This is a genomic window from Arcicella aurantiaca (assembly GCF_003148625.1).
Lineage (GTDB): Bacteria > Bacteroidota > Bacteroidia > Cytophagales > Spirosomataceae > Arcicella > Arcicella aurantiaca.
This window is the reverse complement of sequence record NZ_QGGO01000040.1, coordinates 23468-46694: the sequence shown is the minus strand read 5'-3', so window position 1 is coordinate 46694 and position 23227 is coordinate 23468. Positions and strand designations below refer to the sequence as shown.

General features: G+C 34.1%; 20 protein-coding genes and 1 pseudogene. 19 read left to right on the top strand and 2 right to left on the bottom strand.

Annotated features, from left to right (window positions below; genetic code table 11):
- The 3 genes and pseudogenes from LV89_RS25395 to LV89_RS22995 form a co-directional block, all read left to right on the top strand.
- Positions 1 to 285, top strand: a pseudogene (locus tag LV89_RS25395) (IS110 family transposase); the annotation flags it as partial.
- Positions 286 to 355: 70 nt separating this feature from the next.
- Entirely contained in the window at positions 356 to 1183 is an 828-nt protein-coding gene (locus tag LV89_RS23000) for an SDR family oxidoreductase (protein WP_109745280.1), read from the top strand.
- A 7-nt stretch (positions 1184 to 1190) separates the two neighbouring features.
- Entirely contained in the window at positions 1191 to 1574 is a 384-nt protein-coding gene (locus LV89_RS22995) for a carboxymuconolactone decarboxylase family protein (RefSeq protein ID WP_109745279.1), read from the top strand.
- Between the two features lie 452 nt (positions 1575 to 2026).
- Here LV89_RS22995 and LV89_RS22990 read toward each other — a convergent pair whose 3' ends face one another.
- Complete coding sequence (locus tag LV89_RS22990; protein WP_109745278.1) at positions 2027 to 3079, bottom strand: IS110 family RNA-guided transposase; 1053 nt, start codon at positions 3077 to 3079, stop codon at positions 2027 to 2029.
- Positions 3080 to 3323: 244 nt separating this feature from the next.
- Between LV89_RS22990 and LV89_RS22985 the strand changes: the two genes are divergently transcribed.
- The 12 genes from LV89_RS22985 (at position 3324) to LV89_RS22930 (ending at position 17634) form a co-directional block, all read left to right on the top strand.
- Positions 3324 to 3584 carry a hypothetical protein gene (locus tag LV89_RS22985; protein WP_158279674.1) on the top strand — a complete coding sequence of 87 codons (261 nt, stop codon included), beginning with the start codon at positions 3324 to 3326 and terminating at the stop codon, positions 3582 to 3584.
- 1327 nt (positions 3585 to 4911) lie between these two features.
- Positions 4912 to 5586, top strand: a complete 675-nt coding sequence (locus LV89_RS22980) for a CRISPR-associated endonuclease Cas6 (protein WP_109745276.1) — start codon at positions 4912 to 4914, stop codon at positions 5584 to 5586.
- Positions 5587 to 5591: 5 nt separating this feature from the next.
- Positions 5592 to 7223, top strand: coding sequence for a Cas10/Cmr2 second palm domain-containing protein (locus tag LV89_RS22975; RefSeq protein ID WP_109745275.1), 1632 nt, complete (start codon positions 5592 to 5594; stop codon positions 7221 to 7223).
- A gap of 2 nt (positions 7224 to 7225) precedes the next feature.
- A complete protein-coding gene (locus tag LV89_RS22970) occupies positions 7226 to 7774 on the top strand; it encodes an RAMP superfamily CRISPR-associated protein (protein ID WP_109745274.1) in 549 nt (182 codons plus the stop codon).
- 3 nt (positions 7775 to 7777) lie between these two features.
- The gene (locus LV89_RS22965; protein ID WP_109745273.1) at positions 7778 to 9430 is read left to right on the top strand and encodes a hypothetical protein; all 1653 of its coding nucleotides are present in this window, start codon (positions 7778 to 7780) and stop codon (positions 9428 to 9430) included.
- A complete protein-coding gene (locus LV89_RS22960) occupies positions 9420 to 10805 on the top strand; it encodes an RAMP superfamily CRISPR-associated protein (RefSeq protein WP_109745272.1) in 1386 nt (461 codons plus the stop codon). Before LV89_RS22965 ends, LV89_RS22960 begins: the two co-directional genes overlap by 11 nt.
- Complete coding sequence (locus tag LV89_RS22955) at positions 10789 to 11196, top strand: TIGR04423 family type III CRISPR-associated protein (RefSeq protein WP_109745271.1); 408 nt, start codon at positions 10789 to 10791, stop codon at positions 11194 to 11196. Before LV89_RS22960 ends, LV89_RS22955 begins: the two co-directional genes overlap by 17 nt.
- 4 nt (positions 11197 to 11200) lie before the next feature.
- Positions 11201 to 13621 carry a TIGR03986 family type III CRISPR-associated RAMP protein gene (locus LV89_RS22950; RefSeq protein ID WP_109745270.1) on the top strand — a complete coding sequence of 807 codons (2421 nt, stop codon included), beginning with the start codon at positions 11201 to 11203 and terminating at the stop codon, positions 13619 to 13621.
- The gene (locus tag LV89_RS22945) at positions 13618 to 14721 is read left to right on the top strand and encodes a PDDEXK family nuclease (protein ID WP_109745269.1); all 1104 of its coding nucleotides are present in this window, start codon (positions 13618 to 13620) and stop codon (positions 14719 to 14721) included. Before LV89_RS22950 ends, LV89_RS22945 begins: the two co-directional genes overlap by 4 nt.
- A 60-nt stretch (positions 14722 to 14781) precedes the next feature.
- Positions 14782 to 15939 carry an ATP-binding protein gene (locus LV89_RS22940; protein WP_109745268.1) on the top strand — a complete coding sequence of 386 codons (1158 nt, stop codon included), beginning with the start codon at positions 14782 to 14784 and terminating at the stop codon, positions 15937 to 15939.
- A 2-nt stretch (positions 15940 to 15941) separates the two neighbouring features.
- Positions 15942 to 17318, top strand: a complete 1377-nt coding sequence (gene csx2, locus LV89_RS22935; protein ID WP_109745267.1) for a TIGR02221 family CRISPR-associated protein — start codon at positions 15942 to 15944, stop codon at positions 17316 to 17318.
- A complete protein-coding gene (locus tag LV89_RS22930; RefSeq protein ID WP_109745266.1) occupies positions 17287 to 17634 on the top strand; it encodes a CRISPR-associated protein in 348 nt (115 codons plus the stop codon). The genes csx2 and LV89_RS22930 overlap by 32 nt, the downstream gene beginning before the upstream one ends.
- 14 nt (positions 17635 to 17648) lie before the next feature.
- Here the strand turns inward: LV89_RS22930 and LV89_RS22925 are convergent, their stop codons facing one another.
- Positions 17649 to 18644, bottom strand: coding sequence for a helix-turn-helix transcriptional regulator (locus LV89_RS22925; RefSeq protein ID WP_109745265.1), 996 nt, complete (start codon positions 18642 to 18644; stop codon positions 17649 to 17651).
- Positions 18645 to 18677: 33 nt separating this feature from the next.
- Between LV89_RS22925 and cas1 the strand changes: the two genes are divergently transcribed.
- The 4 genes from cas1 (at position 18678) to LV89_RS22905 (ending at position 23087) form a co-directional block, all read left to right on the top strand.
- Entirely contained in the window at positions 18678 to 19709 is a 1032-nt protein-coding gene (cas1, locus tag LV89_RS22920) for a CRISPR-associated endonuclease Cas1 (protein WP_109745264.1), read from the top strand.
- Positions 19710 to 19741: 32 nt separating this feature from the next.
- On the top strand, positions 19742 to 20836 hold the full coding sequence (locus LV89_RS22915; protein WP_158279673.1) for a CRISPR-associated primase-polymerase type B: 1095 nt from the start codon (positions 19742 to 19744) through the stop codon (positions 20834 to 20836).
- A 6-nt stretch (positions 20837 to 20842) separates the two neighbouring features.
- Positions 20843 to 21340: a CRISPR-associated endonuclease Cas2 gene (gene cas2, locus LV89_RS22910; protein ID WP_109745262.1), complete on the top strand. Its 498-nt coding sequence runs from the start codon at positions 20843 to 20845 to the stop codon at positions 21338 to 21340.
- Between the two features lie 334 nt (positions 21341 to 21674).
- A complete protein-coding gene (locus LV89_RS22905; RefSeq protein WP_146199245.1) occupies positions 21675 to 23087 on the top strand; it encodes a DUF7017 domain-containing protein in 1413 nt (470 codons plus the stop codon).
- The last annotated feature ends 140 nt before the right edge of the window (positions 23088 to 23227 follow it).

Genomic DNA, 23227 nt, shown 5'->3' with positions numbered 1-23227 from the left:
CTAAGAAATGCAGCCAATGTCATCGGTGGATTAAAAGATACACACCTTTCCAATTTTTTTAGACGCATCTTAAATAAATCAGACAGAGCAACCGCCATCAGTGCCACAGCAAGAAAATTAGGCGTGATAATTTACAATATGGTTACTAAAAAAGAACCCTATAATCCACCAACAGCCTACTTGATGCTCGACCAAAAAAGAAAAATGGGGTTAGTAAAACATATTAAAAAACAAATCCCTAAATTCGACTTGACAACGCAGGATTTAGGGCTTGCAACAACCTGAAAAGTGTACGTTAGTCAGAACTTTTAGAGCGGTCTGATAATCAAAATAAATAGACGAAAAAAATACAAAGATGAAAAAAAAAGTAATTGTGATAATTGGTTCCGGAGGCATGGGTGTTGCTATTGCAAGACGTATTGGAACAGGTCATAAACTTGTACTAGCCGACTATGATAAAACCAAACTTGATTTAGTAGAAAAGGAGTTATTAGATGCAGGGTATGATGTACACACTCAACAATTGGATGTTGTAAAATATGAATCTGTTGAACGTCTGGCAGAAACCGCAGCAAGCCTCGGGGAAATTAGAACAGTGATAAACACCGCAGGTGTGTCTTCGTCAAGCAACAACACAAAACTAATTCTCGAAGTAAACCTTATTGGTAATGCCAATTTTATCGAAGCATTTCAAAAATACGTTACCGAAGAATCGGTAGGGATTATTATATCCAGTATGGCTGGGCATTCGTTTCCCAGCAATCCGGAATTGGAACAACAAATCAAATCTGCCAATCGGGAAGAGATGGCTAAGTTGGTACAACAGTTGGATAATGGCAATACCATCTATGCTTATGTTGTGTCTAAATGGGGTAATCAACTGCAAGTACAATCTGCGGCTCTTTCATGGGGCAAGAAAAATGCTAGGATAATGTCAATTAGCCCAGGTACAATCGCTACCCCTCAAGCTAAAGCAGAAATGCAGATTCATTCTTCGATGAGGGACATGATTGAAAATGGGCCTGTAAAACGTTTTGGTACTCCTGAAGACATTGCGGGAGTTGTTGAGTTCCTTAATAGTCCCAATGCAAGTTTTATGACAGGTACCGATGTGCTTATTGACGGAGGACAAACGAAATATATGCAATCCATAGGGAGAACGATGAAAAATAATCTAAAATAAAGTTATCATGGATAATCAAAAAAAAAGCGAGAAAAGAAAATCTGGACTTGAGATGATGGATGCCGTTTATGGAGAAGGCTTCTCTGACCGTTTGAAGGAAAATAACAGTTTAATAGTAAATGAAACACTTGAGCACCTGTTTGCATCTGTTTGGAGTAGGCCCAATTTGTCAATTAAAGATAGAAGATTATTAATCATCGGGGTAACAGCAGCTACGGGGAAGCGTGAAACGCTGAAAATTCAAGCTTTGGGAGCGTTGAAAAACAACGAACTTTCTCCAGATGAATTGAGAGAGGCTGCACTACATTTGGCCTATTACGCAGGGTGGGAAAAGGGAATGGAAGCAACTCAGGCTTTTGAGGAAGCAATCCGTAGCCTAAATGAAAAATAGAAGTTAAGAATCATTTAAAACTATAATTCAGACAACAGCCACTAACAAAGGTTCCTATGTAAATAGTTTTTTGTATTTTCTTTGAAAGTTTATATGATTTATACAAATAACCTAATTATTACTTCTCGTTTAGAAAATTTATTCATGTAAATCCCTGCTTCTATTTTATTGACATTTTTCTTTTTGTCGTTAAAAAATAGAAGAATTGTAGGTTATACATGTGAGTAAATCTAACCGATTGAAACTCAACATCGCCATTTGCCTACTACAAATTGCTGTACCATAAATTCCCAAACAGGCTCCTATACGTGATCACGGAATTTACTCCGTCTCACAAGCTCTTATCGCTCTGAAAATTTGTCCTGCCGCAGGCTTGGCGGTGTGGCAGTAGCTTGCACTACTTCACAACCCATGTTTTGCGGTCAAGGACAATGGCTATTGTTTTGACTAATTTATGCTGATTTTATCACCGAAATATTGACCTCATACGGTGTCTTTCGTTTTACTACGGCAAAGATTTTTTTGATTAATTTATGGGCAATCTTTAAAATTATTACTTGTTGTTTTTTCCCCTGATGTTTTCTAAAATACAACTGCATCTCAGGGTCAAGCCTTACCGCCACCCAAGCAGCTTCTATCAAATAACTCCTCAGTAAAGCATTGCAACGGGGCGTAATGCCTAAGACTTTCTCGTCCCCACCACTGGCGTAAATTCCAGGTACTAAACCCACATAGGAACTTAAGTGTTGCTCATTTTTGAATCGACTAAAATCCCCTAATTCTGCTATCAGTACCGAGGCCAAATAACCTCCAACCCCAGGAACGGATTTCAACAGATAATATAATTCTCTTTCATGCTGTCGGTAATATGACCGTAATTCATTCGCAATTTGTAAATATTCACTTTGCAAAACTTCTAAGATTTTGAGCTGGGAAGCAAGCGTTAATTTGCCCATCTTTTCATCCTGATATTGCTCACATAGCCAGTTCAAAAAGTCCTTTGACCAGTTTGCATTATCAAATTCATCGGGAATTTTAGTACCCATAAATAACAAAAATGACTTGATTCGGTTTTTCACCGTTCGTTTTTGCTTCACAATCATATTTCGCTGACGGATTAAACAACGTATAAAATCATCGCTTTCTGTGGGTATATAAATCGCTTTTAAATTATTGACCGACAGTTGTTTACTGAGATTCTTTGCATCAATCTTATCTGTTTTTTGATAGTTCTGTTTGTCGGAAGTTGGTACATCAGCGGGGTTCACTACGGTTACTTTCCAAGACAAATTTAGAAAGTAGCGAGCCGCTGAAAAACCGCAACAACCTGCTTCATAGGTTAAATGTACTTCGTAATTAGGAAAGTGCGTATCAACGTATTTTTCCAGTGCTGTGGGTTCGGGTGGCTGGGTGAAATATTTGTGGTGAAACAGGTCGGTACGAATATCCACAGACCATGACTTCTTGTGAATATCCAAACCAATAAAGAGTTTTTGCGTTTCCATTTTTTTATGTAATTTAGATTTGAGTCCAAGGTAACTATTCTATTTTACATAGGGGCTTGTGGCAAGCATAAAACGACATTGACGGACAGTTTGAAGGCAACTTAGGACAACCTTTTAGAGTTTATTTTCTTTGTCCGAGGACAGTTCTTTAATAACATCGGACATCTTTTGATTTTTTTTTTGTTGCCCGTGTGCAGTTTTTTGAAATTTCGAAGGCTTGAGAACAGAACAAAAAAATACATTTATGACATGGGAAAAAGCTAAACAGACTTACGAATTCGGGCAAGAAATTGAAGGTACAGTGATTAAAAAAAATCCATTTGGAGATTTTTTGGAAGTAGTTTCTGAACAAGAATTTACAGTTTTAATACAAATCGTAGATATTAAAGATTTGACACCCGAAGTTTATCAAAGTGGGAATTACACCCCTATTGGAACAAAAGTAAAAGGAAAGATTATTGATTTTAGAGATTACAATACTCAAATTGTCATCAGTCAAAAATAAGATTTTTTCGATATTTTGTAAATTTGAGTTTGTTGCTTGTGGACAGTTTTTTGCATCTTCGGACGACCTTTTATAATTTAGTTTTATTGATTCGTTGGACAGTTTTTTGTATTTCGGACGACTTTAAACGGACAGTCTTTTGCTCGTGGACACATCATCGGACAAAAATTTGCCTGCCACCAATAGCTAAGCCTTCGTGGTGGCTGAAAGCCAAACCATGAAGGCATGGCAGACGGCTAGTCTTGAACTCAAGCTCTGGTAGCGGTCGGCTTCGGTGACTTCTTTTATGGTTTGTCGTTCGACTTGAAGATATTTGGAAGAGCAGGTTTTCATCTGCTCTTTTGTGTTTTAGGATTTCAGAGGGTTTCAAACTTTATGTTCCTATATCTACCTAAATATTCTTCCACTGACCTCCTTCTTATTCATTAGGAAATTCCGAATTGATTTTCCACTCATATATTTTAAGTGCGAAGTTTCAATTACATTATTTTGAAGACTCTCATTCTGATTTTGCAGAATCATTGAATTCGCCCTTGGTTTATTGATTCTTGGTTCTGGTTCTGATTCTTGGGATTCTGATTCTTGATTCTTGGGATTCTGATTCTGATTTTACCATTACCAATTTTAATTACATTTCAAAAGTCGTCACTCTTAATTAAAGCGTTTCACAAAAATGAGAGATTTTATAAAATCGTATCCGAATTAAAGACTACATTCAAAAGACTACATTAATCTGTTTGTAAATTTTATATTGTTGTTATTTTAATCAAATTCTATGAAACTAAATTCTATCGAGTATTATAAAATACAACAGATATTCCAATGAGTTTGAATAACTTCAAAAGTTTTAAACTATTTACTTACTTTCTTTTGTCCACAAATAAAGTAATTCGTTTTGTGCTTTCTTTTGACTTTAAGACTTGTATAGTTTTCTTCCTTTGGATGATTGGCAGTTTTTAATATTTATAATAATTTCTATGGCCTTTAGATAGAAAGTTCGGTTGCATCTGCGATGAAAGATATATTACCCTTTAGTGGGAAGTTTTTGATAAAATTAATCGCATCACATATAAAACATTTTGAACATTAGGTAATTCTACGCTAAAATATTTAAAAGTTATTTCGTTTATTTGTAACTGATAACTCACTCTAACAATTAACTACATTTTAATTATGAATTCAATCTGCATCAAACACCTTATTAGCATATTCCCCTCATTCCCTCAATTCATTTCGTAAAATATAATGGCAGTTGTGACTTATCTTGATTGTGTAATTACTTTACACTATTTAGCCATTACTTTGCATCTGAACATAAACTAAATCAATGATTAAAATTCGATTCCTAAAAATTCAGTTCGATACCGAAATTGAAGCCTATGAAATCCCTGCTTTCCGTGGAGCTGTGATTGCCAAAGCTGGTAACGAACATATCATTTTCCATAATCACCTCAACGACCGTGAGTTTCTATATGGCTATCCTGTCATCCAATATAAACGTATTGGCAAAAACCCCGCTATCATTTGTATTGACTATGGGGTAGAAGAAATACACCATCTTTTTAATAACACTAATATGGAGATTGTCATTGGGCAACGACCTGTTTCTTTGGTTGTTAAAAACCTACAGATGCAACAGTATAATCTTCAAGTATGGGAAAAACATTTTGAATATCGCCTATATAACTGGTTAGCACTTAATCAAGAAAACTACGAAAAATATCAGGCTTTAAAAGACGAACTCGCACAAACCATATTCTTAGAAAACATATTGAAAGCTAATATTATTTCTTTCGCCAAAGGTGTAAAATGGGATATTGATAAGCAAATTTCATTACGAATAGACGAATTAATTAAAGCCAAAATAGTACCCTATAAGCAACAAAAGTTGTTGGCATTTGATATTCGCTTTAGAAGTAACGTGTTTTTGCCCGACTTTGTGGGATTGGGGAAGGGCGTTAGTCTTGGCTTTGGTACGGTTTCACAGATAAAAAATAGATAGAAAATATGAAATACCTCTACGGAGCCAGTGTGCAAGGCATACAGGGCTTTATTTTTCAAACAAACAAACTCAAAGAAATTGTTGGTGCAAGTGAGCTGGTTGAACAGATTTGTACTACCAAATTTTTGGAAGTTGTTGGTATTTTAAATGATGACAAAAATCTCATCATCAATGCAGCAGGTAATATCAAGTACATTTTTGAAGATAAAACTAAGTGTGAACATTTAGTTAGAATCTTTCCAAAAGTAATTATGGATTTTGCACCCGGTATTACGATCAGTCAAGCTGTTGTTCCTACAACGGGTGATTTACCAAAAGATATAGATTGCTTGGAACAGCTACTAAAAGCACAAAGAAGCAAGGCTTCAATGCCAATTGAAACAGGCTTTATGGGTTTAGAACGAGACAGAAGAGCTGGTGGTGTGGCTTTCATTAGTAGAAACAAGCGAAAGGGGGGAATCGAGGAGATTTGTGAGGCAACTCATAAAAAACTTCAAAAGTCTGACCCTGAATATCAAAATAAAGATAAGCAACAAAAGGAGAACTTATTTTTCAAGATTTCAAACAAGGTTGTATCAAAAGAAGAAGTTCCTCTCGATGTTGAGAAAATTACAGAAAGTGGTAAAAACTCATGGCTGGCTATTATTCATGCTGATGGAAACGCTTTAGGAATTCTCTTACAAACACTTGGAAGAAAACTTAAAGAGAATAAATTTTCAGAAGAAAAGGTAAAAACAGTTTTTTCTACTTTTTCTAAAAGTCTTGATAATGCTACGAAAAAGGCAGCACAGATAGCTTTTACCAGTATCATAAATGTCGATTTAGCTAAGTATAAGTACCCCATCCGTCCCGTAATACTTGGGGGTGATGACCTAACAGTCATTATCCGTGCAGATTTAGCTTTAGATTTTACGATTGAGTTCTTAAAAGCATTTGAAAAAGAAACCGAAAAGCAGTTTAAGTTTTTAAAGAATGACTACCAAGTTGAAGGCTTTGAAAATGGTATTACTGCCTGTGCTGGTATTGCCTATATTAAAGAAAAATATCCCTTTCATTATGGCGTACATTTAGCAGAGTTACTTACGGGAAAGGCTAAGAAGTTTTCAAAAGAAAATAAGTTTAAGAAATACATTAATAATGAAGGTACTAATATTCCTCCTTCAAGTTTGTCTTTCTACAAAGTGCAGTCTTCATTTATTGAGAGGTTAGAGGATATGACCGAAAAAACGCTTACAGCTACAATTTCAAATGTAAGCTTTGATTATGGTCCTTATCTGATTCACCCTGATAAAGGTGAACCAAATGTAGAAATGCTTGATGAAATGTTAAAGGAGTTAGCAAAAGAAGCTACTCCTGAAAATGACAAATCAAAGCGTGTTTCTAAACTTCGCCAATGGATTTCAGAATTATACAAAGATAAATCTACTGCTGATTTTATGATGGCAAGAATGGAACAAACAGAAAAAAGTAGAGGTGAGGGAAGTTTGTACAAACGTTTAGATTTAGAGAATACGCTTGAAAAAATCGCATATACGCAAGAACAGATAGCAAAAAATAAAGAGCAAAATAAAAAGCCTTTACCTGAGTATAAAACCATCATCTACGACGTAATCCAACTTCATTCCCTAAAATACTAAAAATGGAACTGACCTACAAAATAACATTTTTAAGCGATTGGCATTGCGGTTCGGGTCTATCGGGCGGTGCTGAAGCGGATGCAATGGTTATCAAGGATGACCGTAATTTACCTTACGTTGCTGGTAAGACTATAAAAGGCTTATTAAAAGAGGCTTTGGAAGATATGACAGAAGTCAATCAATGTACTAAGGATGATATAAATGCCATCTTTGGAATTAAGGCTTATGATAAGAATGATAAAAAAGCTTTTTTCTCTAATGCTACTCTTTCAGACGCAGAAAAAAAAGACATTACTCCTGCTCTTAGTGATTTCTTGTACCGCAATATTGCTTCAACGCAAATTGAAAAAAATGGTACTGCAAAGCCTAATTCTCTGAGAGTCATGGAGGTTTGTATCCCCATTACTTTAGTAGGTACTATTTCAGGAATCAATTTAGAGACTCAGAAAGATTTATTAATAAAAGCCCTCAAATGGGTTCGACACTTAGGCGTAAACCGCAACCGAGGATTAGGTAGATGTAAGTTTGAAATCACTCCAAAATCGAATTAAACTATGAAAGAACAATATTATACCTGTACACTTTTGAGTGATGTTGTTTTGAACAACAAGATGGCGACCGAAGGAAATATGACGACTTTAGACTATATCGCAGGAAGTAATTTCTTGGGGATTGTGGCTAATGATATATACAAAAATCACAAAGAAAAAGCATATAAAATATTACACGCTGGTGAAGTATCATTTGGTGATGCTCATATTTCTTTGGATGATAAAGGTACAGAAGTTAGCTATGCCATGCCTTTTTCACTATTCAAAGATAAGTTAGACAAAACAAAAACATGGGTGCATCATTTATTGGACAAACACCATTTTGATAATTTCAGAGAAAAGGGTATTCAGTTAAAGCAAGAAAGAAACGGTTATTTAACTCCATCAGGACATCTCTTGAAAAGTCCTGAAAAGAACTTTGTTTTAAAATCTGCTCAGGATAGAGACGAAAGACGCTCAAAAGATGGTGCCATGTTTGGCTTTGAATCTTTAAAAGCTGGTCAAGTATATATTTTTTCGGTGCGTTATCATAATGCTGAATATCAGAAAATTGTAGAAGATTTTCTACTGGGAAATAAACGCATAGGCAAGTCTAAAACCGCTCAATATGGGCAGGTTTGTATTAAAAAATTCAAGGACGAACAAGCACCTAAAAAAATCGACTCTATTTCTAATACAAATTATACCATCGTTTATGCTGAAAGTAATCTTTGCTTTTTCAATGAATTTGGACAAACAACTTTTCAACCTAAACCTAAAGATTTAGGACTTACTGGTGGAAAAATCTGTTGGAAAAAATCTCAAATCCGTACTTATGCTTACTCTCCGTGGAACGGCATTAGAAATACGCCCAATACGCAAAGGGATTGTATTTTGAAAGGTTCTGTTTTTTATGTAGAAGGTGCCGTAGCTCCAGAGAAAAAAACGGATAACGTTGGTGAATACCAAGCCGAAGGTTTAGGACGAGTGATTTATAATCCTAAGTTTCTGAAAGGGAATCAAAGTACTGGCGAATGGGAGTTTGATTTTCTAAACGATGAAGATAAAAACTCGAATAAAGGAGAACAAAAAAATAATGATAATCCAAATCCAGTAAACACACCTCTTGGACGATTCTTAAAAGTACAATTCGATGTTAAAAACCATGAATTGAAACTATCAGAAAGTGTACACCTCAGTATTCACGAAAAGCAAGAGAATAAGACAGATGAATATAAGTTCACACAGGAATTAAGAACAAAAGATATTTCGCCAAGTCAGTGGGGAAATATTCGTCAAGAAGCTCTCAATGCTGATAGTTTAGAAGCTCTGGTGATAAAACTTTTCTTTAACTCTAAAACAATTGGAGAATTCATAGCCAAACATATCTCTGAAACAGAAAAATTGGAGGATGATTTGGAGAAAAATAATGAAAATATACTCGATTTCTTACAAAGAGTTAAAAATTTGATTGCAACAACCTCAAGTACGTTTCAAGGAACATTAACCTATGGAAATTCCGCTGAGAAAAGTTGGGATTTCAAGTCAGGAGTACGAAGAAATGAGCTTTTTTCTTTGATTAAATTAAACCACTCATTCGGTACTGTATTCGTTTCCAAGTTTGCTGCTGAAATGGCAAAAATTAGCCAAAATTTAAAAAATACAAATGAAAAATAAGATGGCTTTTACACATAGATATATTGCTCGTATTGTTTTAGAAGCAGAAACGGGCTTATTTGTTGGTTCTGGCGAAGCCTCTCTTTTGAAAGATGCTTTAGTCCAGAAAGATATTCATGGTTTACCTATGATTCAAGGAACTTCCTTGACTGGTGTTTTACGTCATGCACTGGAAGACAATGACCCTGAAAAGAGTACTATTTGGAAAGAAATATTTGGCTATCAACAGGGAAATATAGGCTTAGGTTCACGCTTAAAAATCAGTTCGGCTTATATGCTTATCAATGAAAATAAAGTAGTAGAAGGACTAACGGCACAAATACCAGAAAACAAGGATGGGACAATAGTAAGTAAATATACAAACTTACCCTCACGCCAACACGTAAGAATTAATGATAGAGGGGTTGCTGTAAATAATGGGCTTTTCGATAATGAAATCGTCTATAAAGGCACACGCTTTATTTTTGAATTGGAACTCAAAGGCACAAAGCAAGATGAAAAACATTGGGATGCTATTTTAGCTAATTTGTCAAGTCCACTATTCAGAATTGGACAAGGTACAAGAAACGGTTACGGCAAACTCAACATTCACAGCCTTGAACAAAGAGTATATGATTTGAACGATTCAAGCGACTTTGAAGCCTATCTTAATTTTGACCCTTCATTTAATCATAAAAACGAAGGATTTACATCAAAAGAAAGAAAAAGCGATGACTCAACTTTGACAGAATACAAACTAATCTTAAAACCAGATAGCTTCTTTATTTTTAGTGAAGGTTTTGGCGACAATGAAGCGGATAACAAGCCTGTCACCGAAGAAATAGCCGTTTACAAAAACAGTACAATTGAGTTTGAAGAGCAGACCCTTATTCCTGCATCATCTATCAAAGGAGCTTTGTCGCATAGAACGGCTTTTCATTATAATAAGATTGAGAAACAATTTATAGATGAAGATAAAGGAGCTAAAGGTAAAAGTAATGATGCTGTAAAAGCATTATTTGGTTACGAAGCTGAGGGCAAAGAAGGACAAAGAGGGAACGTAATTCTTAATGACTTTTATTTTACTAAATCCCAAGTAAACAGTGATAAAATCTTTAATCATGTAGCTATTGATAGATTTACAGGTGGAGCTTTAGATGGTGCGTTGTTTAGTGAAAAAGTATCAACGTTAGCAGAAGAAATAGCATTTGAGGTTACAGTCTATCTGGATTATAACCAAGATGATACTATTCAAAAAGCTTTTGAAGAAACGCTAAAAGATGTATGCAAAGGTTTACTTCCTTTAGGTGGTATGACGACAAAAGGACATGGAATTTTTACAGGAAAAGTATTAAAAGGCACTCAAACAATTTTTGACTATGAAAGCAATAACTGATATACCTAAAAGAAAATATGATGGTTATGTTTGGTTCTCAGACCAAAAAGAGCCTGTGACTCTTATCCAAAAAGAATATTCTTTTGAAGACACCAAAGAAAATCCATTTGTCATAGAAGCCTTACTTTGGAATGCAGAAGAAGAAATTTCTATCATGGTACGTCATACAGGGAAGTATCATATTCAAGAGTTTAAGTTAGACGAACTACCTGCTGAACATGAATTAGTAGAGAAAGTCTATCTCCCTCACCGCTTAGGAGATAAAGTAAAACACGTTTGCTTTAAACAATTATGGATTCCAGAAGAAGATAAACTTTGTGAAAAGATGGAAGTAATGACCATGAAAGCACTCATTTTTACAGGTTTTAAGTATTCAACCGAAAAGAATTAAGGAAATGACAGAAGTAAAATCACCTTATAATTTTGTACCCGCTCCTACGGAAAGCGAAGTATATAAACCCGAATGGGCTAACCAAGTTAGTCATGACATCCCATTTTCTGATGGCGAAAGTGGCGAAATTACCCTAAAAATTACGGCTGAAACCCCGATTTTTATTAGGAATGGACATGCAAAAGATATAGAAGAAAATGAGTTTTCTCATATTGGCGAAGGAGTAAATAAACGCTACTTCATCCCTGCTACTTCTATCAAAGGAATGATACGGAATGTGTTGGAGATTATGAGCTTTTCGAGAATGAAGCAGGTGGACGAAAAGCCATTCTTTGGGCTTCGTGATATGAATAACATTGAGTACAAAAGCGAAACTAACCAAAGTCAATTAAAGTCTGGATGGTTGAAAAAAGAAGGAAGTCAATGGTTTATGTATCCTGTAAACCATGTAAGAGTTTCCATGAATGGCATTGAAGGAAAATGTAAGCTTTTGAATGGACAGCTTCAAAGTGCTTCTGATACTATTCAGAAATATAATTTACTCGGCAATAACAAGGATAAAGAAGTTACACTTTCTTTAGTGAAGGAATTAGTTAAAGTTATTAAAGGAAAAAACGGGAAACCAGATAAACAAATTCCTTATGGGAATCTTTACGAATTTGATAGTAGTGGTACTTTCATTGGCAACATAGTTCTTTTTGGCAATATTGATAATAAACACTATGACTTTGTATTTGCAAAGGAAACAACTACAAAATATCCTGTTGATACAGCTTTAATTGAGAAAATGGATAAACTGGATGATGCTCTATGGAATTATCATAAACCATCTAATAGAATCCCTGTCTTTTTCAAACTTGAAGGTAACAAAGTCAAACACTTTGGCTTTTCAAAGCTTTACAGACTAAACAACGGTCATTCAATTGGAGATTTAGAACCTGTACATTCTTATAAATCTAGTAAAAAAGATGAATTAGATTTGGCTCAACTCATTTTTGGAATAGTAGATGAAAAATCTGATTCTTTAAAAGGTCGGGTGTTTATTTCTCATGCCTTTCGCTCCGATAATTTAGTAGCACAAAATACCGAAGAAAGAGTTTTATCTTCTCCTAAACCCTCTTATTACCCTTTTTACTTAAAGCAAGAAGATGATAAGCCTTACAATACCTATTTGAATAATAAATCTGTATTATCTGGATTTAAAAGATACCCTGTTCATATTAATCAAAAGCCCTATGTAAATGAAGATGATACAAATGAGAACATTTCATCAAAATTTAATCCATTACCAGCAAGCACATCATTTAATTGTAAAATACGTTTTCACAATCTACGCAAAGTAGAACTTGGGGCGTTATTATCTGCGATTACTTTTCATAATACGCCAAATCTATTTCATAGTTTGGGAGCTGCAAAACCTTATGGGTTTGGGAAAGTAAAAATTGATATTTTAAAGGGCGTTGAGCATACTCGGTATATGGCTCAGTTTGAAAATAAAATGAATGAGGTGCTAAAAAAAGAGTGGATTCAAACACCTCAAATAAGTGAATTATTTTCAATGGCAAAAACTCCTGTAAGTCAAGCTGTGAATGCTTCTCTAAACTATCCACAGTTAGAACTACCAAATGTTCAAGCAAGAGATGCCAATGAATTTGTCAATTATAAAAAAGCCAATCCTAAATTATTTCTACGTCCGTATTCGACGATTAATGGAAACTTTAATTCTGTGTCTTTGCTAAATGATGAAATCCTTAAAATTATCAACAAAGAAAAATTAGAAAAGATACAAGAAGAACGTCGAAAAGAGAAAGAGAAAAAAGAAGCCGAAGAACAACGCATAAAGGAAATACAAGCATTAGAGGACTATGTAAAGGAGGTTTTGGAAAATAGTGATTTTGAAGTAGCAATAGACTGTTATGAAAAACTATACAAAATGAACATTGTCGGTTTTGACTTAAACGCTAAACTTCAAGATGTAGAGTTTAAAAAAACGAAACATCTTAGTAAAATGGAAGAACTACGTAGATTGGAGGAAGTTTTGCCAAGTGATAATATTGAGTTAATAACACAGTTTTTGAAAGACTATCCTCTTAGCCCTAAGAAACAAGAATTAGAAATGAAACTAAGCAAGCTAAAGGCTTCTTCTGGTATTTCTGAAAGATTGAGAACGTTGACTAATTGGGATAACTTTAAGAAAGAAGCTCTAAGATGGACAAAGAAAGTTAAAGAAAGTGGCGAGTTTGCAAAATTTGAAGCTGAGTTTCAAGATGTAGTCGAAAAAATTGTAAGGGTTCAATTTGAATCTGATAGAACCAAAAGAATTTGGATAACAGGTACATTTGAGTCGAATCATGAATGGAAAAGAGCAACCGAATGGCTTGAAAAAGAAAAAGCTCAACAACTCTATAAACAATTAATAGGATGAAAATTTTAATTTCTCTGATTGGTAAAGAAGTGATTGGAAACTTTCGTGTTTTCAAATATATCAAACCCGATAAAGTTGTACATCTCTATTCTGATGATACTAAAGTATATAATCAAAATTTAGTTAATACCATCGAGAATAGTTATAACTGTAAGGTTGAATCTTTTGACGTTGGGGGCTTTGACTATGATAGTTGCTTGCAAAAGCTTAATTTACTTACCATCAATGAAGATGATGAAATTATTTCAAATATCAGTGGTGGTACAAAAATTATGTCTTTGGCTTTATATGCTTTTGCTCATGAAATCAAGCAAGCTGAGAATGTTTGCTATTTTGACACTAACCAGAATCTTCATTGGTTAAATAAAAAGACAAAAGATAATGTAACGACAGAAATCCTTTTAGAGGAATACATAGAGCTTCAAGGACAAAAAATAACTTCAAAGGTTGAACTTAAAGATGCTTTGATAAAATTCAAAGATGATTTAGCATTTGTTAAAAAAAGCCAATTTGGAGAAACGTGGAAAGCATTTCTTAAAGACGTTGTCGCTGTTTTTAGAAAATATAAAGAGGATAGGAGAAACGAACAAAGTATTTTTAAAATCATATCTCAAAAGTTAGTTAAAACGAAGGGGTTTGACTTGACAATACAAGACTATAAACTATCAGTCAAAAATAATGATGCTCTATTTTTTGAAAGTAGTTTAATTGAATCAGACCTTGATTTCATCTATTTTAGTGCTGGCTGGTTTGAACTTTTGTCAGCACAAGCTTTACAAAAAAAATATTCACAAGACCATATTTATCTAAGTGTAAAATTTCCATATCTATCGAATCAATCTTCAGATAAAAATGAAGTCGATATTTTAATAAATGATAATGGAAAACTCATTTTTGTAGAATGTAAAGCTGGAGAAGTAAAATCTGAGCATATTGATAGAATCAAAAACAGAAAAGATACTTTTGGTGGTTTGATTTCAAAAAGCATTTTAGTTACTCGTTTTCCTTTAGAAACAAACTTCAATCCCCATTTAAGCAAAAACATTGTAGAAAAATGTAAAGAATATGGTATAGAATACAAAACTATAAAACAGCTTTAGAATTTTACAAATGAATCATTTCTTGTATATTTAGGAATTAAATTCCTAAATATACAAGAAATGATTTCCAGAACCATCTCAAATAAAGTAAATGAACTATTAGGCAAATATCCTATTGTGAGTATTACTGGTCCTCGGCAGTCAGGTAAAACGACTTTGACGAGAATGTTGCGTCCTGATTATCAGTATGTTTCGCTCGAAAACCCTTCTGATAGACTCTTTGCTCAACAAGACCCTGTGGGTTTTTTGGAAACCTATCAAAATGGGGTGATTCTCGACGAAGTACAATATGTGCCTGAGTTGTTTTCGTATTTGCAGGTTTATACGGATGCTCGGCAACGTATGGGTGAATATATTTTGACGGGTTCTCAGAATTTCTTGCTGATGGAAAAAATCACGCAGTCATTGGCTGGTCGTGTGGCTATTTTTAATTTATTGCCTTTTGCCATAGAGGAACTGAATGGTTCACCTTATTTAACTGATGATTGGGAAAGCCAATTGATACAAGGTTTTTACCCTCGAAAGTTGGTAAACAATATTAGTCCAGAAGATTTTTATGATAGTTATTTACAGACTTATATCGAACGAGATGTTAGACAGGTGAAAAATATCTTGAACCTTGATTTATTTCAGCGATTTATTCGATTATTAGCAGGCAGAATCGGGCAGTTATTTAACCAAAATAGTCTTGGAGTAGAGTTGGGTTTGGATAATAAAACGATTAACGCATGGATGTCAGTTTTGGAAACCTCTTTTGTGGCGTATCGACTAAATCCTTATTTCGAAAATTTCAGTAAACGCTTAGTCAGTACGCCCAAGGTGTATTTTTATGATACAGGTTTAGCGGCTCATTTATTGGGTATTCGCACGACTGAAGAATTAAATGTACATTTTGCGAAAGGTAATTTGTTTGAAAATTTGGTCATTACTGAGTTAATGAAAAAGTCTTTGAATCAGGGGAAAAGACCTCAGTTTTATTTTTGGCGAGATACCGCCCAACATGAAATAGACTTGCTTGTACAAAATGGCGTACAGCTCGAAGCTATCGAAATTAAATCAGGGAAAACGATTCAGCCTGACTTTTTTAAAGGTTTGAATTATCTCAAAAAAATCAATCCTGCCACCAATACCCATGTAATATACGGCGGAGACCAATTTCAAAAACGTAGTGATGCAACCGTCTATGGTTTTAATCAGTTAACTAAAATCAATTTTTAATTATGGCACGTAAAGTTTTTATTTCATTTTTGGGTACTAATAATTATGTTCCATGTAACTATTTTATAGAGGAAGATTCTACACAAAAAGTGAGCAATGTAAAGTATATACAGGAAGCTATTATCAAGCTATTTTGTGGCGATTTTACTCAAAATGATGTAATTTTTACATTTACGACATCGTTGGCTAATCAAATGAATTACTTGGATAATGGTCAGTGGAATAATCAAAGTCAACAATACGACTTACCCAATATAGGTTTGCAAACAGTTTATAAGAATATTTTAGTAGATTCAAACAGTCCTCAATATCAATCTTTATCTATTAAGGAGGGTTTTTCAGAAATTGAGATTTGGGAGATATTTGAAACAGTATCGAATGTTATTGAAAATGGCGACCAATTGATATTAGATATTACACACGCCTTTAGATTTCTTCCTATGCTTGGCGTAACGTTAATTGATTTCTTAAAAGTGACAAAAAACATCACAGTAAAAGGTGTATTTTACGGTGCTTTTGAAAAATTAGGTGTGCAGGCAAAAGTTCTTAGTATGCCAATTGAAGAACGTAATGCTCCTATTATTAATCTTTTGCCTTTAATTGAATTGCAACGCTGGACACAAGCTGCAAATATTTTTAATCAGTATGGATTTGCGGATAGCATTTTTGAATTAACCAATGAAAATGTTAAACCTGTTTTAGTTCAGACACAAGGGAAAGATGAATTATCAAAAAGTTTGAAAGGTTTAGGAAGCATTTTAAATACACTGATTGCTAATATTTTTACAAATAGAGGAAAAGAACTAAAAGAGTTTAATGTCACCAATTTGAATACAGTAATAGCAAATATTGAATCGTCAGAATTATTTATAAAACCACTTAAACCTCTTTTCCAAATTATCAAAAATAAAGTAAGTCCACTCCTTCAAACAAAGCATATCTGGTTAGAATCAGCGAAATGGTGCTATGAACATAACCTTATACAACAAGGTATTACACAATTACAAGAAGGAATTATTACGTATCTACTCGACCAATTAAAAGAACTATACAAGGATAATTTTTATAATTGTTATGAAGAAAATCCAAGAACATTTATTTCTTCTGTATTGAATGTAATTAATAAACAAACTCCTGAAACAAAATGGAATCCTGTACTTACGAAAGAAAAGGGTAGAGTATTTCAACTTATAACGAATCCGTTAATTATACGATTCGTTAGTTTATTTGCAAAGATTACAAGTAGTAGAAACGATATTCAGCATGCTGGCTATGTTGCCAATGCCAATAGTAAAACTTTTAAAGACAACCTTCGGTCATATATCAAAAACACAGAAGAAATTATTTATGCTCCTCAATCTCACCAATCACCCCAGTAGCCAATGGTCTGCCAAACAGTATAACCATGCTATTGAACTCTATAAAGAAGTAATAGACTTACCCTTTCCGCAAATTTCGCCGACATTAGATTCTGCTGGTCTTAACTTATTCGTTGATGAATATGAACATAAAGTACGCCAAATCAATCCGCTTGTTGTACATATTATGGGCGAAATGACTTTTAGTTTTCGTTTGGTACAAAGACTAAAAGCCATTGGTATTCTTTGTATTGCCAGCACTACCGAGAGAATTACGGAACAAATTGGTGATACAAAAACTTCTCGATTTGAATTTATCCAATTTAGGGCTTATTAATACTCTTTGTAAGGTTATGATATTTTATTTGAAATACCATAACCTTCTGCCATTTCTCGGATATTTTCCACAATCTCCTCCCTTAAACTTACAGGCTCTAAAACTTCTGCATCTTTGCCAAATTCCAGAATTTTGGCTATTAATTCGTTATTTATTCTCAAACGATATTCAAATATTTTGTGGGTTTCTATATTCTCTGATTCTATTTCCTTCTGGCTGTGATGCAAAGGTTTAGTTTTTAAATAATTGGCTCTTTTTGATTCAACTTTAAGTTTAACGGTCTCTAATTGAGCATACTTGCCTGTTCTGTGATTGTATAAATACGTAAAGCCAACAATATCTTCTAAAAAGGCTAAGTCTGATGAAGTTTGTTGCCTAAATCGGAGAGACGAATCTTCTATGGCTAATATTCTATCCAAAGCTAAATTATAAATTTTCTCCTTTTTGAATTCATAACCATATATATGCCAGCGATTATGATACTCTTTAAGAAGATAAGGGCTTATACTGTATTCTCGTAATTCTTTATCAAAATCTTGATACTTTATCTTCAGACATTTTTTATTTTTAATTGCCTCATATAGTTCATTTATTCTTTTTAGCCCACTGTAATCATTATTTGATTCAAATTGTACAATGTGTTCTTTAGGAGCATTTGGAATACGTTCTTTTAATTTAAGCCAAATGTCTTCTAAACCCTTAAAGACAGGAAATTCAGCAAATTGCTGTAAGAGGGTTTGTAATTCTTCTGCAAATTTTGAATCATCTACACTAAACATCTTTTGAAAGGAATATACTTCTTTATAGCTATATTTTCCTTTTTCATGCTTAATTGGAGCTTTATAAATTTCTTCAAGATTTTGAAGGTCATTAAAAATCGTTTTTTTAGAAACCTTTATGCCGTTGAGTAAATAACTTTTCTCTATATCTGTCCAGCCTACTGGAGAGCCTTTTACCAATAGATTGTGTAATATTTCTAATCTATTAAATTGATTCTTTGTTTTTGCCATTTTATTGAAATTGTGTAATTACATTACACTAATATACACCAATTTTGTATCCGAAACAAGAAAACAAATCTTTCTCCCCCCCATACCATCTTCACAACAACTCAACTGATTATCAATCAAAAAGGTAGTAGCCTTAGTGTTAAAAATGGGCGTTATTGTATTCGTTCTGGTGAAAATGTGGCATTTGTGTCTGTACATGAGGTGAAAGTCATTCACCTTCATTCGGCTACTAAACTTTCATTTGAGGTAGTACAGACTGCTTTAGACCATCATACAGATGTGCTATTTGTTAACCGAAAGGGGCATCCGATTGGACGATTATGGGGAAATACTTTCGGTTCAATTTCAACAATTCGTAAAAATCAGTTGAAGTTTTCTCAAAGCTCGACTGGAGTGGAATGGGTACGAACAGTTTTAAAGCAAAAAGCTGAAAATCAAAGCAATGTACTTGAATTATTATCTTTACTATCAGAAATCCCTATTGATATTTTGTTACAAAAAATAAACAGATATGCTGAAAAGTTTGTCAATTTTAAGCATGAAGATTTTTCTGAAACATTTGCCTCTTTTAGAGGATTTGAAGGCAGTTGCTCAAAGTATTATTTTGAGGGGATAAAACTAATTTTACCTCAAAAATATCGTTTTGAAAGGCGTTCGCAACACCCTGCATTGGATATGTTTAATTGTTTATTGAACTATGGCTACGGAATGCTATATGCTCATTGCGAATCGGCTTTGATTAGAGCTGGAATTGACCCAGCCATTGGCGTTATGCACCGTGATGAATATAATCGTCCTGTTTTGGTGTATGATTTTATTGAAAAATTTAGACATTGGATTGATTATGTGGTGTGTCATTTGTGTTTACAAGAAGTAATTTTTGAAGAGTTTTTTGATGTCGAAAATCAACAATTTTGGTTGAATACTTATGGCAAAAGAATATTGATTCAAAGTATCAATGAGTATTTAGAGGAATTAATTAGTTTGGAAGGGCTTAGCAGAAGCCGCTTAAATCATCTTGAATTGGAAGCTCAACGTTTAGCCTCGATGTTGAAAAAAATATAAGTGAAAATAGATTACACTTTATTGCTTTAAGTTTGTCATATCAACTCACATTTAAACCGATATATACCTTCAATACTACTCCACAACTTTCATTAGGCTTTGCCATCACATCTGCTTCTGAGACTCTTCAGAGAGTAACTATTGAAGACGTTGTTGCTTTAATTTCAGGGCAAAAACCATCTTCATTAGCTCAGGAAGTGGCTCGTTTGCAGAAACTCCGCAATATTGATAAGACTGCATACAGAACTTTAAAAACTCGCCTTCCTTATATTGTGGGGGGAGTTTTTCAACAAGACTGCCGTAGAATTGAAAATATTAATGCTGTCAACTTTATTATTTTGGACATTGACCATTTGACAGATTTTGATGGTTCAATTCCAGAGGCTATCAAGGCTGATGATACTGTGTTGATGGCTTTTATTTCACCAAGTGGCGAAGGTATTAAAGTAATTTTTAGATTATCTGAACCTCTTGTGTCTGCTCAGGGGTTTCAGATTGCGTATCGTGACTTTGCAGAGAAGTTTGGGGTAAAAGTAGGTCTTACTGGTTTCATAGACCTAAAAACCTCTGATGTTAGTAGAGCGTGTTTTCTCTCTCATGATACCAATGTGTATTATAATCCTTCGGCAGTTGGAATCACTTTAAATATTATGAGTGAAATTTTTGAAGCTACTGGAGCAAGTCATTATACTGAGGAAAATCAAATAGCTGTGTTGGAAGATAAAAATGTAAACATAGCCAAAGGGGTAATTAATGAAACTGCTTATAAAGCTATTCTAAGGGAAATTAACCCAAATACGCCTGTTCGCATTGAAAAAGATATTTTTGTTCCGAAAGAAATAACGGAGTTGTTTACTGAGATTGAAAAACTTTGTACCCAAGTTGGCTTAGAACTTCTTGAACAAAAACCTATTCAATACGGTGTGAAAATAATAGCGAAACAGGGCTACCGAAAGGCGGAAGTGAATGTATTTTATGGCAAAAAAGGTTATTCTGTGGTAGTTTCTCCCAAAACAGGGATAGATGATAAGCTAAATCAGTTACTACATCAAACAATTTTTGATTTTCTTTTTCCTAAACCTATCCCCGAGGAAGTCTCGTTGGTAGGATTTATTTCACCTAACTAAAAATGTATGCCAAGAAAGAAAAAAACGCTCCCTAAGCCAATCACGAAATTGAATGAAGATTGGAAAATGGCAGGATTACCTTTTTTACCTGAAAAACAAATTAATGAGCTTGTTGCCCTTGATAAAATTCCAGAGACAATTCCAGAAGGGTTAAAAGGCTTCTTTGATTTTTTTCAAAATGCTCAAAAACTAAAACGCTCAGAAGATATGTATTGCTTTATTATGTATGACATTGAAAATACTAAAATACGGAATATGATGGCGAAATATCTGATACAGAAAGGTTGTATTAGGGTACAAAAGTCAATTTATTTTGCCCGTTTTCATCGAAAACTACAAAAAGAAGTTACCATAACGCTTCGTAAAATGCAGGCTTGTTACGAAAATCAAGATAGCATTTTGGTATTACCTGTGGGCGAAGATATGCTCAATAGCTTGACTTGTATTGGGAAATCTTTTGAATTTAAAATTATTGCTGCTCCCAAACATACTTTGTTCTTTTAAAATCGGAATTATCTACCATTTGGCGGACTCTTTTAAGGTTACACTTCTCCGAAGTGGGTACGAGAATTTTCACTATATTCTACAAAGGTTGAACCTCTCCGAGGTATAAATCGACACAATTTCGGAGAAATTCAACCTTTGTAGCACAAGAATAGCCTCGAATTACGGGCTTCGGAGAAGCCTAACCTTAATTCCGCCAAATAGTAGATAATTCCGTTTAAAATAAACTTTCACATAATCCCCTACTATCTTCAATACTACTCAAAATGTAATCGTCAATGCTCAGGAGGTAACTCGTTTAAGAAAGGCAGGACAACTCAATGAATCTTTAGCTTTGGTAAATATTTTATTGACTCAAGAACCTGACAATTTGTACAATCGTCGAGCGGCGGGATGGGTATATATCGAATTAATCAAATCTCGGTGCAATACGGTAAGCGAATTGAATAAATATTTAGCGATGATTGCCAATTTAATGCTTGATAATCAAGAGTTAATATTTTGGGAGCAGCTTTGTTGGCAGGTGGCGAAACTCTTCTTTCGCTTGGATAATTCAACAACTGGGGATTGTTGGACGATGTTTTATGACCTTTGGTCAAAAATTCCCCATAACGTATCATTGGGAAATAGTACACTTTTGAAGGCTATCTTAAAACATCAGACTGAAATACCCTACCAGTTATTTTGTCGAGACTTTGACAAATTTAATCATTTTCAAACACAAGACTATCTACCCGAAATAATGGCTAACGGTAAGGCTATGCCCGCACTGGTGGAACGGTATTATATTGCGGTTGCTAAAAATTGGTGTACGCTCATTGAAAATGATAAATTTTCTGATTTAACCTATAATTTGAGTTCGTTTTTAGAAAAACTTGATAAGGTATCGAAAGAGCAATCTAAAATGGTTTATCTTATTTATTATCGGGCTGTACTAAGACTCAACTTAGGAAAGTTTGAAGAAGCAAAGGAGATTATCATTCCTTTTGCACAAAAGAAACAGAATGACTTTTGGGTTTGGGATTTATTGGCACAACTACATCCGACAAATATGGATATGCAATTTGCGTGTTTGGCAAAAGCTCTACTTTGTAAAGCATCTCCTGATTTTTTGGTAAAAGTGCGTCAGAGAATGATTGGATTGTTGATACTTCGACAAGAATGGAATGCCGCAAGGGTAGAAATTGATAATATTATAGAAATTCGAGTTGGCAATAAATGGCAAATTCCTGTACAATTAAGAGAATGGTTATCCCTCCCTGAAATCAGTAACGCTAATCAATATACGAATATACATGATTTATATAAAACGCACAGTCTCGAAGCAGAAAGTCTTTTACAAAATACAGCTAAGTTTAAGGGTATTATTTGGAAAATAAACCCTGAGAAGAAAACGGCTCAATTTTTTGTTAGCGAAAATGTCTCTGGTGGTTTTAACTATGAAAGATTGAAGGTAAAAGTAAGTATTGGAGCATTTATGGAATTTTCATTAGTCGAAGTTAACAATACAGACAGTTCTTTTTGGCAAGTGATAACAGCCTGTAAAAGTGATGATACAATTCCTGTACATTTAGAAAAGGGGTTTTCGGGTATCTTAAAAAAAGTTGGAAATGCAGGTTTTGTAGAAAATGTATTTATTGAGCCATCATTGGTGATGAATAAAGAGGGATTGATAACTGGGAAGGCAATCAGAGCGTTCGATTCTTCTAAAAAGATTTGGGGATGGAAAGCAATTGCTATCGACTAATGTCTTGAAACGGTTTCATTATTCTTAACTTTTTTGAGTATATTTGTAAATACAATTTGATGAATGTACCTTTTTTGATATTGACATTTCATGATAAAATATAAATTTATAGCAAAACCATTAATTAATTACCTATATTA

What these genes read in the sequence shown, in the direction of transcription:
- cas2 (WP_109745262.1), top strand. Translation starts at nt 20,843, where the DNA reads ATGCCAAGAAAGAAAAAAACGCTCCCTAAGCCAATCACGAAATTGAAT.
- LV89_RS22980 (WP_109745276.1), top strand. Translation starts at nt 4,912, where the DNA reads ATGATTAAAATTCGATTCCTAAAAATTCAGTTCGATACCGAAATTGAA.
- LV89_RS22950 (WP_109745270.1), top strand. Translation starts at nt 11,201, where the DNA reads ATGACAGAAGTAAAATCACCTTATAATTTTGTACCCGCTCCTACGGAA.
- LV89_RS22955 (WP_109745271.1), top strand. Translation starts at nt 10,789, where the DNA reads ATGAAAGCAATAACTGATATACCTAAAAGAAAATATGATGGTTATGTT.
- LV89_RS22945 (WP_109745269.1), top strand. Translation starts at nt 13,618, where the DNA reads ATGAAAATTTTAATTTCTCTGATTGGTAAAGAAGTGATTGGAAACTTT.
- LV89_RS22940 (WP_109745268.1), top strand. Translation starts at nt 14,782, where the DNA reads ATGATTTCCAGAACCATCTCAAATAAAGTAAATGAACTATTAGGCAAA.
- LV89_RS22985 (WP_158279674.1), top strand. Translation starts at nt 3,324, where the DNA reads ATGACATGGGAAAAAGCTAAACAGACTTACGAATTCGGGCAAGAAATT.
- LV89_RS22925 (WP_109745265.1), bottom strand. Translation starts at nt 18,644, where the DNA reads ATGGCAAAAACAAAGAATCAATTTAATAGATTAGAAATATTACACAAT.
- LV89_RS23000 (WP_109745280.1), top strand. Translation starts at nt 356, where the DNA reads ATGAAAAAAAAAGTAATTGTGATAATTGGTTCCGGAGGCATGGGTGTT.
- LV89_RS22970 (WP_109745274.1), top strand. Translation starts at nt 7,226, where the DNA reads ATGGAACTGACCTACAAAATAACATTTTTAAGCGATTGGCATTGCGGT.
- LV89_RS22995 (WP_109745279.1), top strand. Translation starts at nt 1,191, where the DNA reads ATGGATAATCAAAAAAAAAGCGAGAAAAGAAAATCTGGACTTGAGATG.
- LV89_RS22975 (WP_109745275.1), top strand. Translation starts at nt 5,592, where the DNA reads ATGAAATACCTCTACGGAGCCAGTGTGCAAGGCATACAGGGCTTTATT.
- LV89_RS22960 (WP_109745272.1), top strand. Translation starts at nt 9,420, where the DNA reads ATGAAAAATAAGATGGCTTTTACACATAGATATATTGCTCGTATTGTT.
- LV89_RS22990 (WP_109745278.1), bottom strand. Translation starts at nt 3,079, where the DNA reads ATGGAAACGCAAAAACTCTTTATTGGTTTGGATATTCACAAGAAGTCA.
- csx2 (WP_109745267.1), top strand. Translation starts at nt 15,942, where the DNA reads ATGGCACGTAAAGTTTTTATTTCATTTTTGGGTACTAATAATTATGTT.
- LV89_RS22965 (WP_109745273.1), top strand. Translation starts at nt 7,778, where the DNA reads ATGAAAGAACAATATTATACCTGTACACTTTTGAGTGATGTTGTTTTG.
- LV89_RS22930 (WP_109745266.1), top strand. Translation starts at nt 17,287, where the DNA reads ATGCTCCTCAATCTCACCAATCACCCCAGTAGCCAATGGTCTGCCAAA.